This is a genomic window from Thioclava sp. DLFJ5-1 (assembly GCF_002020115.1).
Lineage (GTDB): Bacteria > Pseudomonadota > Alphaproteobacteria > Rhodobacterales > Rhodobacteraceae > Thioclava > Thioclava sediminum.
Genome location: NZ_MPZU01000004.1, coordinates 141532 through 164929, shown reverse-complemented (window position 1 = coordinate 164929; position 23398 = coordinate 141532). Strand labels below are relative to the sequence as shown.

Below are 23398 nucleotides of genomic sequence, written 5' to 3'. Positions count from 1 at the left end.
GCCACGCGCTGGTCGCCCTTCGGGGCGGCCGGTCCCCCACTCGATTTGACGCCGGAGAGGTCGGATGACCACCCTTCTTGAAATGCGCAACATCACCAAGACCTTTCCTGGTGTGAAAGCGCTCGACGACGTCTCGATCGCGGTCCGTGACGGTGAAATCCACGCGATCTGCGGCGAGAACGGCGCGGGAAAATCGACCCTGATGAAAGTGCTCTCAGGCGTCTATCCCGCAGGCAGCTACGAGGGCGAGATCGTCTATGACGGCGCCGCTGCCGAATTCCGCGATATCCGCGACAGCGAAGATCGCGGTATCATCATTATCCATCAGGAACTGGCGCTCGTGCCGCTTCTGTCGATTGCCGAGAACATCTATCTGGGCAATGAGCGCGCCCAGAGCGGCGTGATCAACTGGCAGGAGACCTTCCAGCAGACCGAAGGCCTGCTGAAGAAGGTCGGGCTGCGCGAGGCGCCCGGCACGCTGGTCGACAGCCTCGGCGTGGGCAAGCAGCAACTTGTCGAGATCGCGAAGGCGCTGTCGAAGAACGTGCGCCTCTTGATCCTCGACGAGCCGACTGCGGCGCTGTCGGAATCCGACAGTCAGGCGCTGCTGGATCTGCTGCTGGAACTGAAGGCGCAGGGCGTCACCTCGATCATCATCAGCCACAAGCTGAACGAGGTGAAGCGCGTGGCCGACAGCGTGACAGTGATCCGCGACGGCGCCACGATCTCCACCATCGACGCGCGCGGCGGTGACCTCACCGAAGACCGCATCGTGCGCGACATGGTGGGCCGCGACATGGCGCATCGCTTCCCCGACCGGACCCGTCGTGCGGGCGAGGTGCTCTTCGAGCTGAAGAACTGGAACGTGCGCCACCCCGAACATCGCGACCGCCAGATGATCCGCGACCTGTCGATGCATGTGCGCGCCGGCGAGGTGGTCGGCATCGCGGGGCTGATGGGCTCGGGCCGCACCGAGCTTGCAATGAGCGTCTTCGGGCGCAGCTACGGGCGCGACATTTCGGGCGAGGTGCTGATCCACGGCAAGCCCGCGGATGTCTCCACCGTTGACCGCGCGATCGCAGCGGGGCTCGCCTATGTCACCGAGGACCGCAAGAGCCTCGGGCTGATCCTCGAAGAAACCATCCAGCGCAACACCAGCCTCGCCAATCTCAGTGCCGTGGCGAAGAACGGCGTGGTCGAGGACTTCCGCGAAACCGAAGTGGCCGAGAAATACCGCCGGGACCTCAATATCCGCACGCCTTCGGTCTTCCAGAAGGTGATGAACCTCTCGGGCGGCAACCAGCAGAAGGTCGTGCTCGCGAAATGGCTCTTTACCGAGCCGGAGGTGCTGATCCTCGACGAGCCGACGCGCGGCATCGATGTCGGCGCGAAATACGAAATCTACGGGATCATCAATGAACTGAGCGCGGCCGGGAAGGCCGTCATCATGATCTCTTCGGAGATGCCGGAACTTCTGGGCATGTCCGACCGGATCTACGTGATGAACGAGGGCAGCTTCGTAGGCGAGTTGAACGCCGAAGAGGCGAGCCAGGAGCGCATCATGTCCTTGATCGTTAGGGAATAGGGAAAGTCATGGACCAGATCGAACAAGCAAATTCCGAGCCTTCGGGAGGCCTTGGGATCGGCGCCTACATCGCGCGCCACATCCGCGAATACGGACTGCTGTTTGCGTTGATCGCGATCATGCTGTTCTTCCAGATCGTGACGGGCGGCACGCTGCTCAAACCGGTCAACATCACCAACCTGTTCCTGCAGAACAGCTACATCATCATCATGGCGCTGGGCATGTTGCTGGTGATCGTGGGGGGCAATATCGACCTCTCGGTCGGCTCGGTCATGGGCTTTATCGGGGCCTTCGCCGCGGTGCTGATCGTGTCGATGGACCTGCCGGTCGCGGTGGCGATCCCGGCTTGTCTGGTGATGGGCATGGCGATCGGCGCGGTGCAGGGCTATTTCGTGGCCTATTGGAAAATCCCCTCCTTCATCGTGACGCTGGCGGGGATGCTGGTGTTCCGCGGGCTATCGCTCTGGCTGCTCGAAGGGCAGTCCATCGGCCCGTTCCCGAAATCGTTCCAGGCGCTCTCGACCGGGTTCATTGCCGACCCGTTCGGCGTGGGACGTCCGAACACGTTGGCACTGGCGGTCGGTGTCGCGGCTGTGGTGCTCTTGGTGTGGCTGGGCCTGCGGGCGCGGTCGCGCGATGCGCGCTACGGGATCGAGGGCGAACCCCTTGGCCTCTTCGTGCTGCGTAATGCGATCGTCGCCGTGGCGCTTCTCTTCGTAACGTGGAAGCTCGCATGGTTCCGCGGCCTGCCGAATGTGTTGCTGTCGATGGTGATCCTGACGATCATCTATGTCTTCGTGACCGAACGCACCACGCTGGGCCGTCGGGTCTACGCGGTGGGCGGCAACTCCAAGGCGGCCAAGCTGTCGGGCATCCGCACCGAGCGGCTGACCTTCCTCACCTTCGTGAACATGGGCCTTCTGGCCGCGCTCGCCGGTCTCGTCTTCGCGGCACGCCTGAACACCGCCACGCCGAAAGCAGGCTTTGCGGTGGAGCTCGACGTGATCGCGGCCGTGTTCATCGGGGGCGCCTCCATGTCGGGCGGTTCCGGCAAGATCATCGGCGCGGTCGTCGGCGCCTTCATCATGGGCGTGATGAACAACGGCATGTCGATCCTCGGGATTGGCATCGATTACCAACAGGTCATCAAGGGACTCGTGCTGCTCGCCGCCGTCTTCTTCGATGTCTACAACAAGAACAAGGAAGCCTGAGATGTTGCTCTCGCAATTGACCCTTGCCGACGGATCGCGCGCCGTGGCCGTGCGTGAAGACGGCCCCGCGCATCTGGTGCCGGACGTCTCCACCACCCGCGATCTGGCGCTGGCCGCGATCGCCGCCGGGCACGATCTGGCGACCGAGATCGCCGCGCGCGGGCAGGGGGAGGCGGTGGACCTAGAGGCTGCCTATGCCGAGGGGCGGATGCTGGTGCCGCTCGATCATCCCGATGCCGCGCATCTGCATCTGACCGGGACGGGGCTGACCCATCTGGGCTCCGCCTCCACTCGCGACGCGATGCACACCAAGGTCACCGAGGAGATGACCGACAGCATGAAGATGTTCCGCATGGGGCTGGAGGGCGGAAAGCCCGCCGCTGGCTCGGTGGGTGTCCAGCCCGAGTGGTTCTACAAGGGCAACGGTCTGGCGGCAGTCGCGCCGGGCGCTGCGCTGACTTCGCCGAGCTTCGCGCTTGACGGCGGCGAGGAGCCGGAGGTCGCGGGGCTCTACGTGATCGCGCCCGACGGGCAGCCGGTCCGTGTGGGCTTCGCGCTTGGCAACGAGTTCTCCGACCACGTCACCGAGCGCGGCAACTACCTGTGGCTCGCCCATTCCAAGCTGCGCCCGGCGAGCTTCGGCCCCGAGATGCTGGTGGGCGATCTGCCCGAAAGCGTCGAGGGCACCAGCCGCATCCTGCGCGATGGCGAAACGGTTTGGGAAAAGCCGTTCCTGTCGGGCGAGGCGAACATGTCCCACACGATCGCCAATCTGGAACATCATCACTTCAAATACGCGCCCTTCCGCGATCCGGGCGATGTGCATGTGCATTTCTTCGGCACCGCGACGCTCAGCTTCGCCGACGGGATCAGCGCCGAACCGGGGGACGTGTTCGAGATCGAATGCCCCGCTTTCGGTCTTCCCCTTCGCAATCCGCTCGCCCGCAACTCCGACGCATCGGCCCCCGTGGCCGTCGCCAGCCTCTGAGGTCCGATATGGCTTTCACACCCGCCCCTTGGCCCCGCAAACTGCGTTCGCAGGAATGGTATGGCGGCAATACGCGCGACACGATCTATCACCGCGGCTGGATGAAGAACCAAGGCTATCCGCATGACCTGTTCGACGGGCGCCCGATCATCGGCATCCTCAACACATGGTCGGATCTGACGCCCTGCAACGGCCACTTGCGCGAGCTGGCCGAGAAGGTGAAGGCGGGCATCTGGGAGGCCGGTGGCTTCCCGGTCGAAGTGCCGGTCTTCTCAGCCTCGGAGAACACGTTCCGCCCGACCGCGATGATGTTTCGCAATCTTGCAGCCCTTGCGATCGAAGAGACGATCCGCGGCCAGCCGATGGACGGGGCGGTGCTTCTGGTGGGCTGCGACAAGACCACGCCGTCGCTGATGATGGCGGCGGCGAGCTGCGATATCCCGTCCATCGTCGTGACCGGCGGGCCGATGCTGAACGGCTATTTCCGGGGCGAGCGTGTGGGCTCGGGCACGCATCTGTGGAAATTCTCCGAGGCCGTAAAGGCGGGCGAGATGACGCAGGAGGAATTCCTCGAAGCCGAGGCGTCGATGAGCCGATCCTCGGGCACCTGCAACACGATGGGCACGGCTTCGACGATGGCGAGCATGGCCGAGGCGCTTGGCATGGCGCTGTCGGGCAATGCCGCGATCCCGGCGGTGGACAGCCGCCGCCGCGTGATGGCGCAGCTTTCGGGCCGCCGCATCGTGCAGATGGTGAAGGACGATCTGAAACCCTCCGACATCATGACCAAGCAGGCTTTCGAGAACGCGATCCGCACCAATGGCGCGATCGGCGGCTCGACCAATGCGGTGGTGCATCTGCTGGCGCTGGCGGGGCGCGTCGGTGTGGATGTCACGCTCGATGACTGGGACCGCTGCGGGCGCGATGTGAAGACCATCGTGAACCTGATGCCGTCGGGCAAATACCTGATGGAAGAGTTCTTCTACGCGGGCGGTCTGCCGGTCGTGCTGAAGCGTCTTGGCGAGGCGGGGCAGCTGCACAAGGATGCGCTGACCGTGTCCGGCGGGGCGATCTGGGACGAGGTCAAGGACGTCGTGAACTGGAACGAGGACGTGATCCTGCCCGCCGACAAACCGTTGACCGATCAGGGCGGCATCGCGGTGGTGCGCGGCAATCTCGCGCCGAAAGGGGCGGTGCTCAAACCCTCTGCGGCGAGCCCGCATCTGCTGACACACCGTGGGCGCGCCGTCGTCTTCGAGGATATCGACGACTACAAGGCGAAGATCAACGACGACGCGCTCGATATCGACGAGACCTGCGTGATGGTGCTGAAGAATTGCGGGCCCAAGGGCTACCCGGGCATGTCCGAGGTGGGCAACATGGGTCTGCCGCCGAAAGTGCTGAAGAAGGGCATCACCGATATGGTCCGCATCTCGGATGCGCGGATGTCGGGGACGGCCTATGGCACGGTCGTGCTGCATACTTCGCCCGAGGCGGCAGCCGGAGGGCCGCTGGCGGTCGTGCAGAACGGCGACATGATCGCGCTCGACGTGCCGAACCGGAGCCTGACGCTCGAAATCTCGGACGCGGAGCTGGCCGAGCGCCTTGCCGAGTGGCAGCCGAGCCATGAGCGGCCCGATGGCGGCTATGCGTGGCTGCATCAGGCGCATGTGATGGGTGCCGATACCGGGGCGGATCTCGATTTCCTCGTCGGCTGCCGGGGCAACCCGGTCGGAAAGGACAGCCACTGATGAAACTCGCGCTCGTCGGCATCGGCAAGATCGCTCTGGATCAGCACGTGCCCGCAATCGCTGCCAGCTCCGATTGGGAACTGGCCGCGACGGTCTCGCGGCATGGGACGGTCGAGGGGGTGCCCGCCTATACGCAGATGGAGGAGATGCTCTCCGCCCATCCCGAGATTGAGGTGGTGAGCCTCTGCCTGCCGCCCGTGCCGCGCTTTCTGGCTGCGCGCGCAGCGCTTGAAGCCGGGCGGCACGTGATGCTCGAAAAGCCGCCCGGGGCGACCTTGGCCGAGGTGCATACGCTTGAGGCGATGGCCTCTGCGCGGGGCCTCACGCTGTTCGCGACATGGCATTCGCGCATGGCCCATGCGGTGGCCGCCGCCAAGGCGTGGCTTGCGGATCGCAAGGTGCAGTCTGGCCGGATCACATGGCGCGAGGATGTGCGCAAATGGCATCCCGGGCAGGACTGGGTGTTCGAGCCCGGCGGCATGGGCGTTTTCGATCCGGGCATCAACGCGCTCTCGATCCTGACGGAAATCCTGCCCGCGCCGGTTCACCTGACCTCGGCGGAGCTGGAGTTTCCCGCCAACCGACAGGCCCCCATCGCCGTGCGGCTGAACTTTACCGGCGCGATCGAGGCGGATTTCGACTGGCGACAGGAAGGCCCCCAGACCTGGGATATCGAGCTGGAAACCGATGCCGGGTCGATGGCGTTGCGCCTTGGTGGCAACGTCCTTGAGATCGGCGGCGCGAAAGCCGAGGGTGCCGAGAGCATCATGGAAGAATACCCCGCACTCTATGCCCGCATGGCAGAGCTGGTGCGGCAAGGCGCATCCGATGTGGATCTCGCGCCGATGGTGCATGTGGCCGATGCGTTCCTGCTGGGCCGCCGCACCGCTGTTGAAGACTTCGAATTCTGAAGGATACCAAATGACCTATACCCCGCATGGCAAGCATCTGATCGCAGGCGATTGGGTAAAGACCGAAACCCGTTTCACGTCTGATCCGGCGCATGGGCCCTCGCATGAGTTCTGCATGGGCACGGTCGAGATGGTGAATGCCGCCTGCGAAGCGGCCGAGGATGCGTTTTGGGACTATGGCTATTCGAGCCGCGAAACCCGCGCCAAGTTCCTCGAGATGATTGCCGACGAGATCGAAGCGCGCGGTGAGGCGATTACCGAAATCGGCACGCAGGAAAGCGGTCTGCCCGAAGCGCGCCTGAATGGCGAGCGCGGGCGCACCACCGGCCAACTACGGATGTTTGCGGATCACATCCGCAAGGGCGACTATCTGGATCGCCGCCACGACAAGGCGCTGCCCGATCGCCAGCCGCTGCCGCGCCCCGATCTGCGGATGATCCAACGTCCCATCGGCCCGGTTGCGGTCTTCGGCGCGTCGAACTTCCCGCTCGCGTTTTCGACGGCGGGCGGCGACACGGCCTCGGCGCTGGCGGCGGGCTGCCCGGTCGTGGTGAAGGGCCATCCGGCGCATCCCGGCACCGGAGAGATCGTGGCCGAAGCGATCAAGGCCGCCGTCGAGAACTGCGGAATGCCCAAGGGCGTGTTCAGCCTCGTCCAAGGCGGCTCGCATGATGTGGGGCAGGGGCTGGTGCAACACCCGCTGATCAAGGCGGTGGGCTTCACCGGCAGCTTGGGCGGCGGCAAGGCGCTTTATGACCTTTGCGCGCAGCGTCCCGAGCCGATCCCCTTCTTCGGCGAACTGGGCTCGGTCAACCCGATGTTCATGCTGCCCGAAGCGATCAAAGCGCGCGGTGAGGATCTGGGCGTGGGCTGGGCGGCCTCGCTGATGATGGGGGCGGGCCAGTTCTGCACCAATCCCGGCATCGTGGTCGTCAGGGAAGGCACCGAGGGCGAGAGTTTCGTGAACGCGGCCCTCGCAGCGCTCGAGGCCGGTGGCTCGCAGGTCATGCTGACCGACGGCATCGCCGAAGCCTATACCAAGGGCGCCGCGCGGTTCGAGGAAGCTGGCGGCGTTCAGCAATTGCTCACTCAGGTCTGTGACCGGCGCGAGGCCAAGCCCTACCTGTTCCGCGTCTCCGCCGCCGACTGGCTGGAGAACGAGGTTCTCTCTGAGGAGGTGTTCGGCCCGCTTGGTCTGATCGTGACGGTCAAGGATGACGACGAGATGGTGAAGGTCGCGCGCAGCTTCTCGGGGCAGTTGACCGCGACGCTGCATATGGATGACGGCGATGCGGCGCTGGCCGGACGGCTGCTGCCGGTGCTGGAGCGCAAGGCGGGCCGGGTGCTCGCGAATGGGTTCCCGACCGGCGTGGAGGTCTGCGACGCGATGGTCCATGGCGGGCCTTACCCGGCGTCCACGAATTTCGGCGCGACCAGCGTCGGCACGCTCGCGATCCGGCGTTTCCTGCGGCCCGTTTGTTTCCAGAACATTCCCGAGAACCTCTTGCCCGAAGACCTGCAGGGGTGAGAGGCTTCCGCAAATCGCGGGAGGATTCATATGAGCGTGTTCGATGACAGGGTTTGCGAACTGGGCGAGGGGCCGTTCTGGCATCCCGAGCGCAGCCAGTTCTTCTGGTTCGATATCCTGAACCGCAAGCTGCTGACGCGCGATGCCAACGGGCCGCTCGAATGGCAGTTCGAGGGCATGGCCTCTGCGGCAGGCTGGGTGGATCGCGAGCGAATGATCCTCGCGACCGAGACTGGCCTGTCGCTGTTCCACATCGGCGAGGGCACGCTGGAGCCGCTCGTCGAAGTGGAGTCCGACGATCCCGGCACCCGCTCGAATGACGGGCGGGCGGATCGGCAGGGCGGCTTCTGGTTCGGCACGATGGGCAAAGAGGCCGAGCGCGGGCGCGGCACGATCTATCGCTATTATCGGGGCGAGCTGCGCCGCCTCGTCTCGGAGATTTCGATCCCCAACGCGATCTGCTTCACGCTCGATGGTCGCACGGCCTATTTCGCGGATACGCCCAGCCGGAAGGTCTGGTGTCAGTCGCTCGATGCGGAGGGCTGGCCCGAGGGCGAGCGTCGGCTTTTTCTCGATCTGTCATCCGAGGGTCTCTACCCCGACGGCGCGGTGGTCGATGCAGAGGGTGGCTTCTGGTGTGCGCTTTGGAGTTCGGGGCGGGTGGCCCGTTTCGATGCGGAAGGCCGCATGACCCATCATCTCGATTTGCCGGGGAAGAACAGCACCTGTCCGGCCTTCGGCGGCGCGGATATGCGCGACGTGCTGGTCACGAGCGCGCTGGAGGGGATGACCGATCCCGATGCGGATCAGGGTCTGTCCTATCTGCTGCGCGCGCCGGTCGTCGGTGTGCCCGAGCCGCACGTGATCTTGTGAGCCCCGCCGCCGGGTGAGCCGGGCGACGTCTGCGCGTCGGCCCTGCCAGGTGAGCGTGACGGCTCATCCGGTCCCTTTTCAGCGCAAAGCAATGGCGACTCGGCATCGCCGGGGTGGGGTGATCGGAGGGGCGATCCGGCCTCTGCGACGGGATCGCGACAGTGAAACCGTCACAAAAAACGCCTGCTATCTGTCATTTTCTCGCGGCGATTTACACAAAGGCTGGCCGGAAATCGGCGCGCCTCGCGCCGTCGCGATGTTGGCGTGATCGAAAATCATCGGCGAAAGGCCCTATGGAGCTTCCGGTTTCGCGGATCCTTGCCCAAGGCGCGCCGTGATGCAGAAGTCCCTAAACACGCCAGATTATCACGCTCTGTCACGCAATCGCGACTGTTACATAGCTGTCAAAAAGCCCCGTCATGAGTGCACCCAGCGGACGGGACGAGTTTCGTTACCGCGTTCATAGCTTCCGAATTCTGACAGCGAGGACTGTTCAATGTTCATCACCCGCCTCACCCTCACCGCCGCGATCGCCGGTGCGACGCTGGCTTCGGCCGCCGCGGTGCAGGCCGCCGACATCTCCGGCGCCGGCGCGACCTTCCCCTATCCGATCTACTCGGCCTGGGCGAAAACCTACAAAGAGAAGACGGGCACGGGCCTCAACTACCAGGCCATCGGCTCGGGCGGCGGTATCAAGCAGATCGAATCCCGCACCGTGACCTTCGGTGCCTCGGACAAGCCGCTGGGCGGCGACGAGCTGGAGAAGAACACGCTGGTTCAGTTCCCGACCGTCATGGGCGGCATCGTCCCGGTCGTGAATGTCGACGGCATCAAGCCGGGCGAGCTGGTTCTCGACGGCGAGACGCTGGCGAAAATCTACGAAGGCAAGATCACCAAGTGGAACGATCCGGCCATCGCCAAGCTCAACGAAGGCGTGAAGCTCCCCGACGCGGCGATCGCCGTCGTCCACCGTTCGGACGGTTCGGGCACCACCTTCAACTACACCTATTACCTCGCCTCGGTCGACGAGACCTGGAAGAACGACATCGGCGTCTCGACCGCTGTCGAATGGCCGGTGGGTCTTGGCGCCAAGGGTAACCAGGGCGTGGCTGCGAACGTCGATCAGACGAAGAACTCGATCGGCTATGTCGAATATGCCTACGCGCTGCAGAACAACATGACCTACACGGACATGATCAACAAAGCAGGCAAGAAAGTCGCGCCGAAAGCTGAAGCCTTCGCCGCAGCCGCCGCCAATGCCGACTGGTCGAGCCAGCCGGGCTTCGGTGTCATCCTCGCCAACCAGCCGGGCGACAAGACCTGGCCGATGACCGCGGCGACCTTCATCCTGATGCACAAGGATGCCAAGGACGGTGCAGCTTCGACCGAAGCGCTGAAGTTCTTCGACTGGGCCTATGCGAACGGTGGCGACGCGGCGGCCAAGCTGGACTACATCCCGATGCCCGAGAACGTCGTGGCTCAGATCAAGAAAGAATGGGGCCAGATCAAAGGCAAGGACGGCAAAGCTGTCTGGTCGATGAACCACTGATCCTTCTTTCCATAAAACACCTTCGGGGGAGGGCTGCATTTGCGGCCCTCCCTTTCTGCGATTTTGAGTGGAGTGCGCGATGACGGCGACAAGCGATTACGACAGCGGCGTGAAGAGCACGCGCCCGGTGGCCCAGTCCGACCGGATATTCGGCTCTTTGACGCTGGCCGCCGCGGTGGTGGTTCTGCTGGTTCTTCTGGGCGTGTTCGTCTCGCTCGTCATGGGGGCGTGGCCGGCGTTCAAGGAATACGGGCTGCCGTTCCTATGGACCGCGAAATGGAACCCGGTGACCGACAAGTTCGGCGCGCTGGCGCCGCTTTACGGCACGGTCGTCACCTCGATCATCGCGATGGTCATCGCGGTGCCGGTGGGGCTTGGCATCGCGATCTTCCTGACCGAGACCTGCCCGCGCGTGCTGCGTCGCCCGCTGGGGATCGCAATCGAGCTGCTCGCGGGCATTCCCTCGATCATCTACGGCATCTGGGGCCTCTTCGTCTTCGCGCCCTTCATGCAGAGCTATATCCAGCCCTTCCTGATCGACACGCTGGGCCATGTCCCGGTGATCGGCGGGCTTTTCGCGGGCCCGCCCTACGGGATCGGGATGCTGACCGCGGGGCTGATCCTCGCGATGATGATCCTGCCCTTCATCGCGTCGCTCGCGCGCGATATCTTCCAGACGGTGCCGCCGATGCTGCGTGAAAGCGCATACGGCATGGGCATGACCCGCTGGGAGGTGAACCGCCATATCGTGATCCCGCATGTGCGCACCGCGCTGGTGGGCGGCATCATGCTGTCGCTTGGCCGCGCGCTGGGCGAGACGATGGCCGTGACCTTCGTGATCGGCAATGCGCATCGCATCTCGGGCTCGATCCTCGCGCCGGGCACCACGATCTCGGCAGCGATCGCCAACGAATTCACTGAGGCCACGACGCCGATCTACACCTCGTCGCTGATCGCGCTGGGCCTCGTTCTGTTCATCCTCACCTTCATCGTGCTCGCCGCTGCCCAGTGGATGCTCAAGCGCATGAAGCAAAAGTCGGGAGCGTAAGACATGGCTTCGATGACCCGCAGAAAGACCGTCAACGCGGTGATGATGACGCTGTCCACGGGGGCGGCGGCGCTCGGCCTCTTCGTGCTGGCCGTGATCCTGCTCTACCTGCTCTACAAGGGGGCGAGCGCGCTGAACCTTTCCGTCTTCACGCAAGACACGCCTTCGCCGATGGAGCCGGGAGGCTTGCGCAATGCGATCCTCGGCTCGGTGATCATGTCGGTGATTGCAGTGGCGATCGGGACGCCGATCGGTATCCTCGCCGGAACCTACATGGCCGAATACGGGCGCTATGCGAAGCTGTCGAAGGTGATCCGCTTCGTGAACGACATCCTGCTGTCGGCACCCTCGATCATTGTGGGCCTCTTCGTCTATCAGGTGCTCGTCATCAGCCTCGGGCATTTCTCGGCGCTCGCGGGCTCGGTCGCGCTGGCGATCCTCGTGATCCCGATCGTCGTGCGCACCACTGAGGACATGCTGCGCCTCGTGCCCGACCAGCTGCGCGAGGCGGGGCTTGCGATGGGTTGGCCGCGCTGGATCGTGATCCGCACGGTCGCCTACAAGGCGGCGATGGCGGGGATCGTGACCGGCGTGCTCTTGGCCATCGCCCGGATTTCGGGCGAGACCGCGCCGCTTCTCTTCACCGCGCTGTCGAACAACTTCTTCAGCCTCGATCTGACGCAGCCGATGGCCTCGCTGCCGATCACCATCTTCCAATTCGCGCTCTCGCCCTATGACAACTGGCAGGCCCTTGCATGGGCAGGCGCACTTCTCATCACCGTCGCGGTGCTGGCGCTGTCGATTGTCGCCCGCCTCGTCACCTCCAAGAAGGAGAAACACTGATGGACACCCTCATTCGCGACCGCTCGCCGATGACCTTCGACGGGGTCGATCCTGCGCCGAAACCGCGCATTTCGATCAAGAACCTCGATTTCTTCTACGGTGATTTCAAAGCCCTGAAATCGATCAATCTCGACCTGCCCGAGAACCGCGTGACTGCCTTCATCGGCCCGTCGGGCTGCGGCAAGTCCACGCTCTTGCGCGTCCTCAACCGGATGTATGACCTCTATCCGAAGCAGACCGCGACGGGGGAGGTGCTGCTCGATGGCGAGAATATCCTCGGCAAGAAGGTCGATCTGAACCGGTTGCGCGCGAAAGTGGGCATGGTGTTCCAGAAACCCACGCCCTTCCCGATGACGATCCACGAGAATATCGCTTTCGGCCTGCGCCTCGCGAATTACGCAAAATCCGAGATCGACGACCGGGTGCAGGCGGCGCTGAAAGGGGCGGCGCTCTGGGACGAGGTGAAGGACAAGCTGCAAAGCTCGGGCCAGTCGCTCTCGGGCGGTCAGCAACAGCGCCTGTGCGTCGCGCGCACCATCGCGGTGGAGCCGGAGGTGATCTTGCTCGACGAGCCCGCTTCCGCGCTCGATCCGATCTCGACCGGCAAGCTGGAAGAGACGATCCACCAGCTCAAGGAGCAGTTCACCATCGCCATCGTCACCCACAATATGCAGCAGGCGAGCCGCGTCTCCGACCGCACCGCCTTCATGTATCTGGGCGAGTTGATCGAAGAGGGCGAGACCGCGCAAATCTTTACCCGCCCGCGGGTCGAGCGCACCTCGGATTACATCACCGGGCGGTTCGGCTGACCGAACTGCTGCCTTGTTCTTGCAGGGACGTGGGCGTAGAACGCGGCCAGTATTCAGCGGAGTGGTGACATGGCTTTGAACAGACGGCGTCTTCTGCAACTCGGTGCGGCTTCGATGGCGCTGGCGGCCAGCGCGCGCGGTGCGATGGCCGCGTTCGACCCCAAGCCCACGGGCTGGCGCAGCTTCGAGCTGGTCACCAAGGTCAGCCTGCCCGGCGGTGGCGAGACGGCGCAGCTTTGGGTGCCGGTACCTTCCGTGCATGGCGAGGGCTGGATGAAGCCCGGCGCGGTGAACTGGGAAAGCGATGCGGACGAGGTTCAGATCGTGAACGCGCCCGACACCGGCACGCCGATGGTGCATGCGGTCTGGGGTGCCTCCGACGGCCCGCGCAAGCTGACCCTGACGACGCAGGCGCAGACGCAGGATTTCGTGGTCGATCTGAGCAAACCGGGCGACGTGGAGCCGCTCGACGAGGTCGAGCGTGCGCGCTTCACCGCCGCGACCAAGCTGCTGCCGACCGACGGGATCGTGAAGCAGACCGCCGACTCGATCACCCGCGGGAAGACTGGCGATCTGGAGAAAGCCCGCGCGATCTACGAATGGATCGTCGAGAACACCGTGCGCAATCCGAAGACGCCGGGCTGCGGTCTGGGCGATATCTCTTTCATGCTGACCTCGGGCGACCTGTCGGGCAAATGCGCCGATCTCAACGCGCTCTTCGTCGGGCTGTCACGTGCTGCCGGTCTGCCTGCACGTGACGTCTACGGTATCCGCGTCGCGCCCTCGCGCTTCGGCTATAAGAGCCTCGGCCTGAAATCCGACGATGCCACCGGCGCGCAGCATTGCCGCTCGGAAGTCTGGCTGAGCGGCTTCGGCTGGGTGCCTGCGGACGCCGCCGATGTGCGCAAGGTGATGTTGCAGGAAGGCGAAGGTCATCTGGGGCTCAAAGACCCCAAGGTGGTCGACGTGCGCGCGAAGCTGTTCGGCGCATGGGAAGGCAACTGGGTCGGCTATAACTACGCGCATGACGTGGACCTGCCGGGGTCGGACGGGCCGGAGCTGCCCTATCTGATGTATCCGCAGGCCGAGATCGACGGGAAACGCCGCGACTATCTCGACGCCAAGGACTTCACCTATCAGATCACCGCGCACGAACTGCCGGCCTGAAGTCTCTCGTATCGGTGACAATCGCGCACTTTCCCTTGGCGCCCTGCGGCGCTAAGGGCGTTTGCAGGAGGTGCGCCAGATGCGTGTTTTCATAAACGGGTTCGGACGGATCGGTCGCTCGGTGCTGCGCGCCTGGGCGGAGGCGCCTGCGCGCTGGCCGGGACTGGAGATCGTGGGCGTCAACGATATCGAAGCGCGCGAGATGCTGGCTTACCTGTTCGAATATGACAGCGTGTTTGGCCCGTGGCGCGGCACGGTCGCACTGGAGCCGGGCGCGCTGGTGATCAACGGCACCCGGATCGCGCTGCACCGGGCGGATGATATCTCCACGCTCGATCTGTCGGATGTCGATCTGGTGATGGAATGCACCGGCCGCGCCGACAGCTCGCAGATCGCGGGGCAGGGGATCGCGGGCGGGGCAGCCCGCGTGCTGATCTCGGGGCCTGCGAAAGCGGCCGAGATCACGGTGGTGCTGGGCGCGAACGACGCGGCGCTGAACGGGCAGAAGATCGTCTCCAACGCGAGCTGCACGACGAACGCGCTGGCGCCGCTTGCGCGACTGATCGATGCGGAATTCGGGATCGTCACCGGCTCGATGACGACGGTGCATTGCTATACCGGCTCGCAGCCCACGGTCGACAAGCCGCGCGGCCCGATGGAGCGCTCGCGCGCGGCGGCGCTCTCGATGGTGCCGACGACGACCTCGGCGGGCAAGCTGATGGAAGAGGTGCTGCCCGATCTCGCCGGTCGCCTGATCGCGCAGGCGGTGCGCGTGCCCACGGCCTCCGTCTCGGCGGTCGATCTGGCGGTGACGGTGAAAAATCCTGCCACGGTCGAGCAGGTCAACGCGGTGCTGCAAGGCGCGGGCGGCGTGATTGGCACGACCGGGAAGCCGCTCGTCTCCACCGATATGCGTGCGCGTCCCGAGAGCATCGTCATGGCGCTGCCCGAGACCCGTGCGACCCAGCACGGGCTGATCCGGGTCTTTGGCTGGTATGACAATGAATGGGGCTTCTCCAACCGCATGCTCGATATGGCGCTGCGGATGGGCTGACATGAAAAAGCCCCGCCGGATGGGCGGGGCTTTCATTGTCTGGCTTGGGCGCGGATCAGTTCCGGTTGCCCATGAATTGCAGCAGGAACATGAACAGGTTCAGGAAGTCCAGGTAGAGCTGCAGCGCGCCGATGATGGCGGCCTTGCCCATGAACTCCGAGTCGCTGGCCGCAAGCTGCAGGTAGGTGTTCTTGATGTTCTGCGTGTCGTAAGCCGTGAGGCCCGCGAAGATCAGAACGCCGATCACCGAGATCGCGAAGGCCATCGCCGAGGAGGCGAGGAAGATGTTCACGATCGACGCGACGATCAGGCCGATCAGACCCATCATCAGGAACGAGCCCATCGCGCTCAGGTTACGCTTCGTAGTGTAGCCGTAAAGCGAAAGACCCGCGAAGGAGATCGCCGTCACGAGGAAGGTCTGCGCGATCGAGATGCCGGTATAGGCGGCGAAGATGAAGCTGATCGACAGCCCCATCAGCGCGGCATAGACGAAGAACACGATCTGCGCCGTGCTGGTCGACATCTTGTTGATCATCGCGCCGAAGGCGAAGACGATCGCCAGCGGAGCCAGCATCACAACCCATTTGAGGCCCGAGCCGAAGATCGCGGCAACGAGCGCCGGGTTCGTACCCACACCAAACGCCACGGCCCCGGTCACCAGCATCGCCAGCGACATAAGCCCGTAGACCTTGTTCATATGTGCGCGAAGACCCTCGTCAATCGCAGCCTGACGCGTGCCCGCCTGGGGGGTCCGCATCGTTTCGAAATCAGCCATCAGCACCTCCAACTATATCTCCCGGTCGTCCCTCGGACCGGTTTCGGTACCGATATTGGCAGAGCAGCCCCGAAATTCAAGATTTGGGGCCGCTCGAAAATGCCTCGTTTCGCACTGTTTTCACGTCTTTTGTCTCAGCGGCCCGCGCGCCAGTGATCGGGGGCGTCCCAAATCCGGCGCCGTGCCTCGAATGCGGCCTCGGTCTCGCTCAGCCCGAGGTCGTCGAGAAGCCTTGAATCAAGGCGCTCGAGCGCCCGGCGCGACCGGTGATAGGCGGCCATGCGTGCGAGGGTCGCAAAGAGGCCCTGCCTTGCGGGACGGGCAGGGGCGCAGCAGGCGGCGTTGCGCCGGGTCAGGAAGGTCATCGTCTTATCCTCCGTGGCAGATTTTGTGCAAAGAAGGATGGCGCAAGTTTATTGATGATGAAAACGAATGATTGTGCTATTGAGCATCACGAAACGTGATGGATGGGTGGCATGGCGCAAAACCTCGATATCGCGGCGCTGCGGGCGCTCCTCACGGTCGCCGAGACCGGGTCGGTGACGCAGGCGGCGCGACTTCTGAACCTGACGCAATCGGCGGTCTCGATGCAGATCCGTCGGCTGGAGGAAGCGCTCGACAAGGGGCTCTTCGACCGGGCGAACCGCAAGATGGCGCTGACCCGTGCGGGGCGCTCGCTTCTGGACCACGCCCGCCGGATCTGTGCCGAGAACGATGCGGCGCTGGCGCGGCTGCGCGCGACAGATGCCGAGGTGACCGTGCGGTTCGGTCTGCCCTATGATCTGGTCAGCCCGCAAATGCCGGGCCTGCTGCGCGCGATGGCCGAGCAATGGCCGATGGTGCGCCTGCAGCTTGTCTCGCGCCGCTCGTCGGTGCTGCGCCGGATGTTCGATGCGGGGGAGCTGGATATTATCCTGACCACCGAAGACAAGCCCGGACACGAGGCCGAGGTGCTGGCTTCCGATGATCTGGTCTGGATCGGTGCGCAGCTCGGGCGGGCCTTTTGCGAGCGCCCGCTGATGCTGTCGATCGAGGAAAGCTGCGCCTTCTATGATGCGGCGCTGGAGGCGCTTGAATCGGTCGGGATCGAGGCGAAATCCGCTTTCGAGGGACAATCGGACGAAATGGCAAGCGCAACGGTGGCGGCTGATATGGGCGTCGCGGTGCGTCTGTCGCGATATATTCCGCTGGGCTGCGTGGCCCTGGGGCCCGAGAGCGGCCTGCCGGCGATCGGCCGCTCTCGCATCTGCTTCTATGACACGGGACGATTGACCGGCGACCCGGTCGACGCGTTTCGCGCCATGCTCCGCGAGGCCTATGCCTGAGCGCCGATCTCGATGACCAGCTTGCCGGTGGAGCGGCGCGCGCGCAGGTCCTCCAGCGCGTCGGGGATCTGCTCCATCGGATAGGTCGCGCCGATATGCGGGGTGAGCCCGCCCTGAGCGAACCAGTCGAAGAGCCGCGCCATCGAACCGGTCAGCACCTGCGGGTCGAGCTTGAGATAGCCGCCCCAGTAAAGCCCGTGGATCGCGATATTCTTCACCAGCGCGTGGTTGAGCGGCAGCTTCGGCTGGCTGCCGCTGGCGAACCCGATCACGAGGTAACGCCCGCCGGGCTTCAGCGCGCGGAAGGCCGCTTCGCCCGCCGGGCCGCCGATCGCGTCATAGACCACATCGCAGCCGCCAAGCGCCTTGATGGACCCCTTGAGGTCGTCGCTCTCGCTGTCGAGCGTCTCATCGGCTCCGGCGTCCCGCGCGATTTGCTGCTTCGCCTCGCCGCGCGCGCAGGCGATCACCCGTGCGCCCATCTTCTTGCCGATCTCGACCGCGGTGAGGCCGACACCACCAGCGGCGCCCAGAACCACCAGCGTCTCGCCCTCTGCAAGCGCTGCGCGCGTCTCCAGTGCCACATGGCTGGTGCCATAGGCGATCTGGAAGGCCGCGGCCTGCGCGTAGCTCATCACGTCCGGCATCGGGGTGCAGCGGCTCTCCGGGAAATTGCCCGCCTCGGCCAGCCCGCCTTGACCCGCAAAGACCGCAACGCGGGTGCCCGGCGCGAGGGTGCAGCCTTCGCCCGCCGCGATGACCTCGCCCGCGAGCTCCATCCCGAGCGTGAAGGGCGGGGTGGGAGTGTCTTGGTATTTCCCCTCGATCATCAGCAGGTCGGCGAAGTTCAGGCCGCAGGCTCGGACAGCCACCTGAACCTCGCCGGGCCCCGGCGCGGGCAAGGGGATTTCGGTCAGTTCGGGGCGTTGCCCGGGGGCGGTTTGGACATAGGCGCGCATCGAATGCTCCGGAAGGTTGTGTCTCGAGGCGGGGCGGCCAATCGCGCGAACCCCTCGTCGCCCGTGATAAACCGCGCGAGAGATCAGGACCAGCCCGCACATCCGGCGTCGGAAACGGCCCCGCGGCAGGTCCGATCCGCGGGTTGACGCGCGAATCAATCCCTCGTGAAAGACCGGTTAGCGCCACCATCTTCCCCTACGGCACCTGAGTCGCTGATTTGCAAATCGCAAAACACGTGGAAGGCGAATAGCGGGCGACCTATCCTTTAGGTTAGGTGTGCTGCGGAAAGCCGCAAATTCCCTGTCTTTTTAGACAGGTTTGCGATTTTACCCGCGCAGGCCACACTCAGCGCACGGTAGTTTGCGGGTGAAATTGGCTTAAAGGGGAAAGAGTATGAAGCATCCGGTTGATGTCCACGTGGGCAAGCGGATCCGGCACCGGCGCTGGATGATTGGGATGACCCAACAACAGCTTGCGGACAAAGTTGGGATCAAATTCCAGCAGATTCAGAAATACGAAACCGGGATGAACCGCGTTTCGGCATCTCGGCTCTGGGATATCGCGGATGCGCTCGAGGTTCCGATCTCGTTCTTCTTCGAGGGTCTCGCGGAAGACAGCGGGATGCAACCGGAAGTGGCGGGGGATATTCTGTCCGACAAGGAGGCGCTCGCGCTCGTGCGCTCCTACTACGCGATCCCGGAGGCGCAGCGCCGCCGGCTGTTCGAATTGGCCAAGGTTCTGTCCGACGCGGCCTGAGCGCCACGCAGACGAGTTTAGGCGCAACTGGTGACCGAATGTGGGGCGGTAGGCAGCTTGACCCGGAGAAGGGGGGCGGTTACCGCTCCCCTTAATCTCATTTCTGGGGGGCGGTTGCGGTGACGGCACGGCCCGGGGAGGACACCGATGCTTGATCTCGATACCGATACCCGCGCGGCGCTCGCCGCGCTGGCCAATGACCTTGCCGATTGCGCCCGTCGCGAGACCCTGGCGCAGTTCCGGCCCGTGGGCGGGATCGGCGCGGATAACAAGCTCGAAGGTGGTTTTGATCCGGTGACCGAGGCTGACCGCTCCGCCGAGGCCGCGATGCGCGCCCTGATCGCGGAGCGCCGCCCGCAAGACGGCATCTACGGTGAAGAACATGGCGTGACCCGCGGCGAGAGCGGCCTGACCTGGGTGCTCGACCCGATCGACGGCACGCGCGGCTACCTGTCGGGTACGCCGACCTGGGGCGTGCTGATCGCGCTATGCGCCGAGGAAGCGGATGGTCCCGGCGCGCCGATGATGGGCGTGATCGACCAGCCCTATATCGGAGAGCGTTTCACCGGCGGGTTCGGGCGTGCGACGCTCGAGGGGCCGCATGGCGGGCGCGACCTTGGCGTGCGCTCCGGTCGTGGGCTCGAGAGCGCGACGCTTTTCACCACCTTCCCCGAAGTCGGCACGCCCGACGAAGGCGCGGCCTTCGCGCGTCTGTCGCAACAGGTGCGACTGACGCGCTACGGGATGGACTGCTACGCCTATGCGCTCCTCGCCGCCGGTCAGATCGATCTGGTGGTCGAGGCGGGGCTGCAGCCCTATGACGTGGCGGCCCCGATCGCCTTGATCGAGGCGGCGGGCGGCCTTGTGACCAACTGGCAGGGCGGTCCGGCTCATCGCGGCGGGCAGGTGCTTGCTGCGGCCTCGCCCGAGATCCACGCAGCCGCGCTCGAAGTGCTGAACGGCTAACGTCTTCCTCTTGGCAAAAATATCCCGGGGGGTGAGGCGGGATCAGCGGCCTTCCAGTGGAAGGACGCCCCGCCGAACGCCCGAAGCGCGAGCGGAGGGCAGAGAAGAGCGGGGGCATTGCCCCCTCCGCGCTTAGTCTTTGCGCTTGCGGAACAGCTTCTCGCGCCCGATCCGGTCCAGCAGTTCGCGCGTGGCTTCCGTGCCGAAATGCTGGCGATGGGCGAGGTCGGGCAGGCGGTTTGAAATCTCGCGGCCCAGTTCTTCGGGAAGCAGCGAGAGCGTCGCCTCCGAGACCATCAGGCTTTCCACCGGGATACCCTCGGCATAGATGATCTCGTGCCGGTCGAAGACCAGCGCGTAGTAATCGACGAAACCGCCCTCACGAAGCCAGACATTCTCGCCATCGACGAGGTGCTTGGCCTGCACGAGGATTTCCGACGTGTCGCCCAGCTTGTGTACGCCGCGGCGATAGAGGAACACGCGGTGATGGGGCGAGATCACCAGATCGCCCTCATTGCCCAGCACGCCCGCCGAAATCACGACCGGCGCAAAGGACCCCAGCGCGCGCATCGTCGCCTTCGCCACCAGCTTCACCGGCTGCGGGCCGTTGTCGCGGGTCAGCACCCGCGCGCCCGGGGTGAGTTGCTCGATCGGCATCTGCGCGCCACCTGCCAGCGTGATCATCGTGCCGGTGGTGAAGGCCACGCAGACGAGGTCCGACAGCAGCGCCTCGCCGGGATCTTCGCTGGCTTCCAGCAGCGTGTAGTCGAAGCGCGCCGCCATTGGTGAAAGCGGCAGCGCATAAAGCGCGCCGGTGGCGTCGTGGCGGATCATCAGGATATCGACCGTGTCGCCCTCGGGCGTGATCAGCAGGTGCCGCGCGATCAGCGCGAGCGCATCGCCCGGCGCGCCGATCTCGGAGCCTGTCGCCACGATCGGCGCGGCCCCTTGCTGGGCCAGCACGAGGCGGCGCGGTTTGGCGGCGCGATGAAGCTGATAGATGTCGCCGGGTTCGCAGTCTTCGGCAGGACCGAGCGCGTCGCCATGATTGGCCCCGGAAGTGACCCAGATATCCTCGGCCTCGAAGACGTGAACGATCTGGCTCGGGTTGGACACGCGCTCTCCCTCGCCCTGCCGGGCCGTCTGAAACTGATGGATCGCATCGGCTTACCGCGGGCCGCTCCCGATGGTCAAGCTGCGACAGCGCGCTTGTCCTCCCCGGCGCGCAAGCTACTGTCCGAGGCGACGCTGGCAGGGCGGCGCGCGGCGTTTCGCGCGCGGGGCCCCGCCGGAGCACGCCGGAGAATGACAGCAAAGGAGAGGGCGCGATGGATCTTGGGATCAAGGGCCGCAAGGCGATCGTATGTGCGGGGTCGAAAGGGCTTGGACGGGGCTGCGCGATGGCGCTGGCGCAGGCGGGCGTCGAGATCGTGCTGAACGCGCGCGGCGCCGATGCGCTGGCCGCGACCGCGAACGAGATCATGGCCGCGACCGGCGTGACCGTGACGCCCGTGGCCGCCGACATCACCACGCCCGAGGGGCGCGCGGCGGTGCTGAGCGAAGCGGGCGAGGTCGACATTCTGGTGACCAATGCGGGCGGCCCGCCCCCGGGCAACTGGCGCGACTGGTCGCGTGACGATTTCATCGCGGCGCTCGACGCGAACATGCTCGCCCCGATCGCGATGATGCAGGCGGTTTTGCCTGCCATGATCGAGCAACGCTGGGGCCGGGTGGTCAACATCACCTCGCAATCCGTGCGCGCGCCGATCGCGCAGCTCGGCCTGTCGAACTCCGCGCGCTCGGGCCTGACGGGCTTCGTTGCGGGCACGTCGCGGCAGGTCGCCGAATATGGCGTGAACATCAACAACCTGCTGCCGGGCCTGCATGCGACCGACCGTGCGGTGTCGCTCGATACGGCGGCGGCGAAGACGAAGGGCATCTCGGTCGAGGAGGCGAAAGCGCAGCGCGAAGCGACGATCCCGGTGCGCCGCTACGGCACGCCCGAGGAGTTCGGGGCGACCTGCGCCTTCATGTGCTCTGTTCATGCCGGGTTCATGGTCGGGCAGAACGTGATGCTCGACGGCGGGCTGAACAACATCTCGATCTAAGCTGGACCTACCGGGCTTGCTTGGGGGGCGGGGGGCTGTTATCTCCCGCCCTGCATTGCCTGACACTTTCGGTCGAGATTTCGCTGCATGAGCGCACAATTACCCCCTCCGCGTCTCGAAGTTCGCGCGCTTGGCCGCGTGTTCGACGGGCGGGCCGTCGTCGATGACGTGTCCTTCGCGATCCCCGCGGGGCAGGTGACCTGTTTGCTGGGCCCCTCGGGCTGCGGCAAGTCGACGACGCTGCGGCTGATCGCGGGCGTCGACATGCAGGATAGGGGCGAGATCTACGTTGATGGCAAGCTGATCTGCGACACGGTGTTCCGCATCCCGCCCGAGCAACGCGCGATCGGGCTGATGTTTCAGGACTTCGCGCTGTTTCCGCATTTGACCGTGGCCGAGAATATCGCATTCGGCCTCAAGGGAGATGCGGCGGCGAAGCGCGCCCGCGTGACGGAACTGCTCGAGAAGGTGCGGCTCACGCGGCATCGCGACAGCTATCCGCACGGGCTTTCGGGCGGCGAGCAGCAGCGCGTGGCGCTGGCGCGTGCGTTGGCGCCCCGGCCGCGTATCCTCTTGATGGACGAGCCTTTCTCGGGACTGGACGAGCGTCTGCGCGACGATATCCGCGACGAGACGCTGGCGCTTCTGAAAGAGGAAAACACGGCCGTTCTTCTGGTCACGCATGAGCCGCATGAGGCGATGCGGATGGCCGATGAGATTCTGCTGATGCGCGGCGGGAAAATCGTGCAGCGCGGTGCGCCCTATAACCTCTACAACGCGCCGGTGGATCGCGCGGCGGCGGCGTTCTTCTCGGATGTGAACGTGCTCAAGGGGCAGGTGCAGGACGCGCTGACCGTGACTCCCTTCGGCGATTTCCTGACGCCGGGCCATGCGGATGGGACCGAGATCGACATCGTGATCCGCCCGCAGCACCTTAAGATCGATTTCGACCGGGCAGGGCGCGGCCCGGCCCCGACGCCGCAGGACGGCACGCCCGCGCGGGGCGTCGTCGAGCGCGCGCGCTTCCTGGGTCGCGAGAGCCTCGTCGAGTTTCGGATGGATTTCGACGGCACGATCCTGCGCGCCAGCGTCCCCAACGTCTTCCTGCCGAAGCCCGGCACGCCGATGTGGTTGATGATCCGCCGTGATCGCTGCTTCGTCTTCCCGGCGAAAGAGGCTGGCGCCTAACCG

At 65.1% G+C, this 23398-nt stretch carries 22 protein-coding genes; 18 read left to right on the top strand and 4 right to left on the bottom strand.

The window, feature by feature from the left end:
• Positions 1 to 64: 64 nt before the first annotated feature.
• The 13 genes from mmsA to BMI86_RS13555 all read left to right on the top strand — a co-directional run bounded on the left by mmsA (position 65) and on the right by BMI86_RS13555 (position 15317).
• Positions 65 to 1585 carry a multiple monosaccharide ABC transporter ATP-binding protein gene (gene mmsA / locus BMI86_RS13610; RefSeq protein WP_078541890.1) on the top strand — a complete coding sequence of 507 codons (1521 nt, stop codon included), beginning with the start codon at positions 65 to 67 and terminating at the stop codon, positions 1583 to 1585.
• An 8-nt stretch (positions 1586 to 1593) separates the two neighbouring features.
• Positions 1594 to 2796 carry a multiple monosaccharide ABC transporter permease gene (gene mmsB / locus BMI86_RS13605; RefSeq protein WP_078541889.1) on the top strand — a complete coding sequence of 401 codons (1203 nt, stop codon included), beginning with the start codon at positions 1594 to 1596 and terminating at the stop codon, positions 2794 to 2796.
• A 1-nt stretch (position 2797) separates the two neighbouring features.
• On the top strand, positions 2798 to 3784 hold the full coding sequence (gene araD1 / locus BMI86_RS13600) for an AraD1 family protein (protein ID WP_078541888.1): 987 nt from the start codon (positions 2798 to 2800) through the stop codon (positions 3782 to 3784).
• Between the two features lie 8 nt (positions 3785 to 3792).
• Positions 3793 to 5535: an L-arabinonate dehydratase gene (araD, locus tag BMI86_RS13595; protein ID WP_078541887.1), complete on the top strand. Its 1743-nt coding sequence runs from the start codon at positions 3793 to 3795 to the stop codon at positions 5533 to 5535.
• Positions 5535 to 6446 carry a Gfo/Idh/MocA family oxidoreductase gene (locus BMI86_RS13590; protein ID WP_078541886.1) on the top strand — a complete coding sequence of 304 codons (912 nt, stop codon included), beginning with the start codon at positions 5535 to 5537 and terminating at the stop codon, positions 6444 to 6446. Before araD ends, BMI86_RS13590 begins: the two co-directional genes overlap by 1 nt.
• A 10-nt stretch (positions 6447 to 6456) precedes the next feature.
• On the top strand, positions 6457 to 7974 hold the full coding sequence (locus BMI86_RS13585; protein ID WP_078541885.1) for an aldehyde dehydrogenase (NADP(+)): 1518 nt from the start codon (positions 6457 to 6459) through the stop codon (positions 7972 to 7974).
• A gap of 24 nt (positions 7975 to 7998) precedes the next feature.
• Positions 7999 to 8847 (top strand): SMP-30/gluconolactonase/LRE family protein, encoded by an 849-nt coding sequence (locus BMI86_RS13580; RefSeq protein ID WP_143594807.1) that lies wholly within the window; start codon positions 7999 to 8001, stop codon positions 8845 to 8847.
• Between the two features lie 496 nt (positions 8848 to 9343).
• A complete protein-coding gene (pstS, locus tag BMI86_RS13575) occupies positions 9344 to 10396 on the top strand; it encodes a phosphate ABC transporter substrate-binding protein PstS (RefSeq protein ID WP_078541883.1) in 1053 nt (350 codons plus the stop codon).
• A 79-nt stretch (positions 10397 to 10475) separates the two neighbouring features.
• Entirely contained in the window at positions 10476 to 11444 is a 969-nt protein-coding gene (gene pstC, locus BMI86_RS21020; RefSeq protein WP_143594806.1) for a phosphate ABC transporter permease subunit PstC, read from the top strand.
• Positions 11445 to 11447: 3 nt separating this feature from the next.
• The gene (gene pstA, locus BMI86_RS21015) at positions 11448 to 12287 is read left to right on the top strand and encodes a phosphate ABC transporter permease PstA (RefSeq protein WP_143594805.1); all 840 of its coding nucleotides are present in this window, start codon (positions 11448 to 11450) and stop codon (positions 12285 to 12287) included.
• 29 nt (positions 12288 to 12316) lie between these two features.
• A complete protein-coding gene (pstB, locus tag BMI86_RS13565) occupies positions 12317 to 13096 on the top strand; it encodes a phosphate ABC transporter ATP-binding protein PstB (protein ID WP_075776999.1) in 780 nt (259 codons plus the stop codon).
• 69 nt (positions 13097 to 13165) lie between these two features.
• Positions 13166 to 14263: a transglutaminase domain-containing protein gene (locus BMI86_RS13560; RefSeq protein WP_078541882.1), complete on the top strand. Its 1098-nt coding sequence runs from the start codon at positions 13166 to 13168 to the stop codon at positions 14261 to 14263.
• Positions 14264 to 14342: 79 nt separating this feature from the next.
• On the top strand, positions 14343 to 15317 hold the full coding sequence (locus BMI86_RS13555; protein ID WP_078541881.1) for a glyceraldehyde 3-phosphate dehydrogenase NAD-binding domain-containing protein: 975 nt from the start codon (positions 14343 to 14345) through the stop codon (positions 15315 to 15317).
• Positions 15318 to 15372: 55 nt separating this feature from the next.
• On the opposite strand, the gene BMI86_RS13550 is transcribed toward BMI86_RS13555, so the two are convergent.
• Positions 15373 to 16092 carry a Bax inhibitor-1/YccA family protein gene (locus tag BMI86_RS13550; RefSeq protein WP_078541880.1) on the bottom strand — a complete coding sequence of 240 codons (720 nt, stop codon included), beginning with the start codon at positions 16090 to 16092 and terminating at the stop codon, positions 15373 to 15375.
• A 134-nt stretch (positions 16093 to 16226) separates the two neighbouring features.
• The gene (locus BMI86_RS13545) at positions 16227 to 16457 is read right to left on the bottom strand and encodes a DUF1127 domain-containing protein (RefSeq protein ID WP_078541879.1); all 231 of its coding nucleotides are present in this window, start codon (positions 16455 to 16457) and stop codon (positions 16227 to 16229) included.
• Between the two features lie 111 nt (positions 16458 to 16568).
• On the opposite strand from BMI86_RS13545, the gene BMI86_RS13540 reads away from it, so the two are divergent.
• Positions 16569 to 17417, top strand: a complete 849-nt coding sequence (locus tag BMI86_RS13540; RefSeq protein ID WP_168173857.1) for a LysR family transcriptional regulator — start codon at positions 16569 to 16571, stop codon at positions 17415 to 17417.
• Here BMI86_RS13540 and BMI86_RS13535 read toward each other — a convergent pair.
• Positions 17408 to 18376 carry an NADPH:quinone oxidoreductase family protein gene (locus BMI86_RS13535; protein ID WP_078541877.1) on the bottom strand — a complete coding sequence of 323 codons (969 nt, stop codon included), beginning with the start codon at positions 18374 to 18376 and terminating at the stop codon, positions 17408 to 17410. The two genes, BMI86_RS13540 and BMI86_RS13535, sit on opposite strands and share 10 nt — an antisense overlap.
• Before the next feature lie 394 nt (positions 18377 to 18770).
• Between BMI86_RS13535 and BMI86_RS13530 the strand changes: the two genes are divergently transcribed.
• Together BMI86_RS13530 and BMI86_RS13525 are read left to right on the top strand one after the other, a co-directional pair.
• Complete coding sequence (locus BMI86_RS13530; RefSeq protein WP_078541876.1) at positions 18771 to 19133, top strand: helix-turn-helix transcriptional regulator; 363 nt, start codon at positions 18771 to 18773, stop codon at positions 19131 to 19133.
• Between the two features lie 147 nt (positions 19134 to 19280).
• Complete coding sequence (locus BMI86_RS13525) at positions 19281 to 20099, top strand: inositol monophosphatase family protein (protein ID WP_078541875.1); 819 nt, start codon at positions 19281 to 19283, stop codon at positions 20097 to 20099.
• A 132-nt stretch (positions 20100 to 20231) separates the two neighbouring features.
• On the opposite strand, the gene BMI86_RS13520 is transcribed toward BMI86_RS13525, so the two are convergent.
• Positions 20232 to 21215 (bottom strand): Hint domain-containing protein, encoded by a 984-nt coding sequence (locus BMI86_RS13520; RefSeq protein WP_078541874.1) that lies wholly within the window; start codon positions 21213 to 21215, stop codon positions 20232 to 20234.
• A gap of 212 nt (positions 21216 to 21427) precedes the next feature.
• On the opposite strand from BMI86_RS13520, the gene BMI86_RS13515 reads away from it, so the two are divergent.
• Both BMI86_RS13515 and BMI86_RS13510 read left to right on the top strand, forming a co-directional pair.
• Positions 21428 to 22207, top strand: coding sequence for an SDR family oxidoreductase (locus tag BMI86_RS13515; protein ID WP_078541873.1), 780 nt, complete (start codon positions 21428 to 21430; stop codon positions 22205 to 22207).
• An 87-nt stretch (positions 22208 to 22294) separates the two neighbouring features.
• On the top strand, positions 22295 to 23395 hold the full coding sequence (locus BMI86_RS13510; RefSeq protein WP_078541872.1) for an ABC transporter ATP-binding protein: 1101 nt from the start codon (positions 22295 to 22297) through the stop codon (positions 23393 to 23395).
• Positions 23396 to 23398: the final 3 nt, after the last annotated feature.

Bases quoted from the DNA above. Each gene is read 5' to 3' on its own strand.
- pstC (WP_143594806.1), top strand. From the start codon at position 10,476: ATGACGGCGACAAGCGATTACGACAGCGGCGTGAAGAGCACGCGCCCG.
- BMI86_RS13535 (WP_078541877.1), bottom strand. From the start codon at position 18,376: ATGCGCGCCTATGTCCAAACCGCCCCCGGGCAACGCCCCGAACTGACC.
- BMI86_RS13590 (WP_078541886.1), top strand. From the start codon at position 5,535: ATGAAACTCGCGCTCGTCGGCATCGGCAAGATCGCTCTGGATCAGCAC.
- BMI86_RS13560 (WP_078541882.1), top strand. From the start codon at position 13,166: ATGGCTTTGAACAGACGGCGTCTTCTGCAACTCGGTGCGGCTTCGATG.
- pstS (WP_078541883.1), top strand. From the start codon at position 9,344: ATGTTCATCACCCGCCTCACCCTCACCGCCGCGATCGCCGGTGCGACG.
- araD1 (WP_078541888.1), top strand. From the start codon at position 2,798: ATGTTGCTCTCGCAATTGACCCTTGCCGACGGATCGCGCGCCGTGGCC.
- BMI86_RS13540 (WP_168173857.1), top strand. From the start codon at position 16,569: ATGGCGCAAAACCTCGATATCGCGGCGCTGCGGGCGCTCCTCACGGTC.
- BMI86_RS13530 (WP_078541876.1), top strand. From the start codon at position 18,771: ATGAAGCATCCGGTTGATGTCCACGTGGGCAAGCGGATCCGGCACCGG.
- pstB (WP_075776999.1), top strand. From the start codon at position 12,317: ATGACCTTCGACGGGGTCGATCCTGCGCCGAAACCGCGCATTTCGATC.
- BMI86_RS13550 (WP_078541880.1), bottom strand. From the start codon at position 16,092: ATGGCTGATTTCGAAACGATGCGGACCCCCCAGGCGGGCACGCGTCAG.
- BMI86_RS13585 (WP_078541885.1), top strand. From the start codon at position 6,457: ATGACCTATACCCCGCATGGCAAGCATCTGATCGCAGGCGATTGGGTA.
- pstA (WP_143594805.1), top strand. From the start codon at position 11,448: ATGGCTTCGATGACCCGCAGAAAGACCGTCAACGCGGTGATGATGACG.
- mmsA (WP_078541890.1), top strand. From the start codon at position 65: ATGACCACCCTTCTTGAAATGCGCAACATCACCAAGACCTTTCCTGGT.
- araD (WP_078541887.1), top strand. From the start codon at position 3,793: ATGGCTTTCACACCCGCCCCTTGGCCCCGCAAACTGCGTTCGCAGGAA.
- mmsB (WP_078541889.1), top strand. From the start codon at position 1,594: ATGGACCAGATCGAACAAGCAAATTCCGAGCCTTCGGGAGGCCTTGGG.
- BMI86_RS13510 (WP_078541872.1), top strand. From the start codon at position 22,295: ATGAGCGCACAATTACCCCCTCCGCGTCTCGAAGTTCGCGCGCTTGGC.
- BMI86_RS13515 (WP_078541873.1), top strand. From the start codon at position 21,428: ATGGATCTTGGGATCAAGGGCCGCAAGGCGATCGTATGTGCGGGGTCG.
- BMI86_RS13555 (WP_078541881.1), top strand. From the start codon at position 14,343: ATGCGTGTTTTCATAAACGGGTTCGGACGGATCGGTCGCTCGGTGCTG.
- BMI86_RS13545 (WP_078541879.1), bottom strand. From the start codon at position 16,457: ATGACCTTCCTGACCCGGCGCAACGCCGCCTGCTGCGCCCCTGCCCGT.
- BMI86_RS13525 (WP_078541875.1), top strand. From the start codon at position 19,281: ATGCTTGATCTCGATACCGATACCCGCGCGGCGCTCGCCGCGCTGGCC.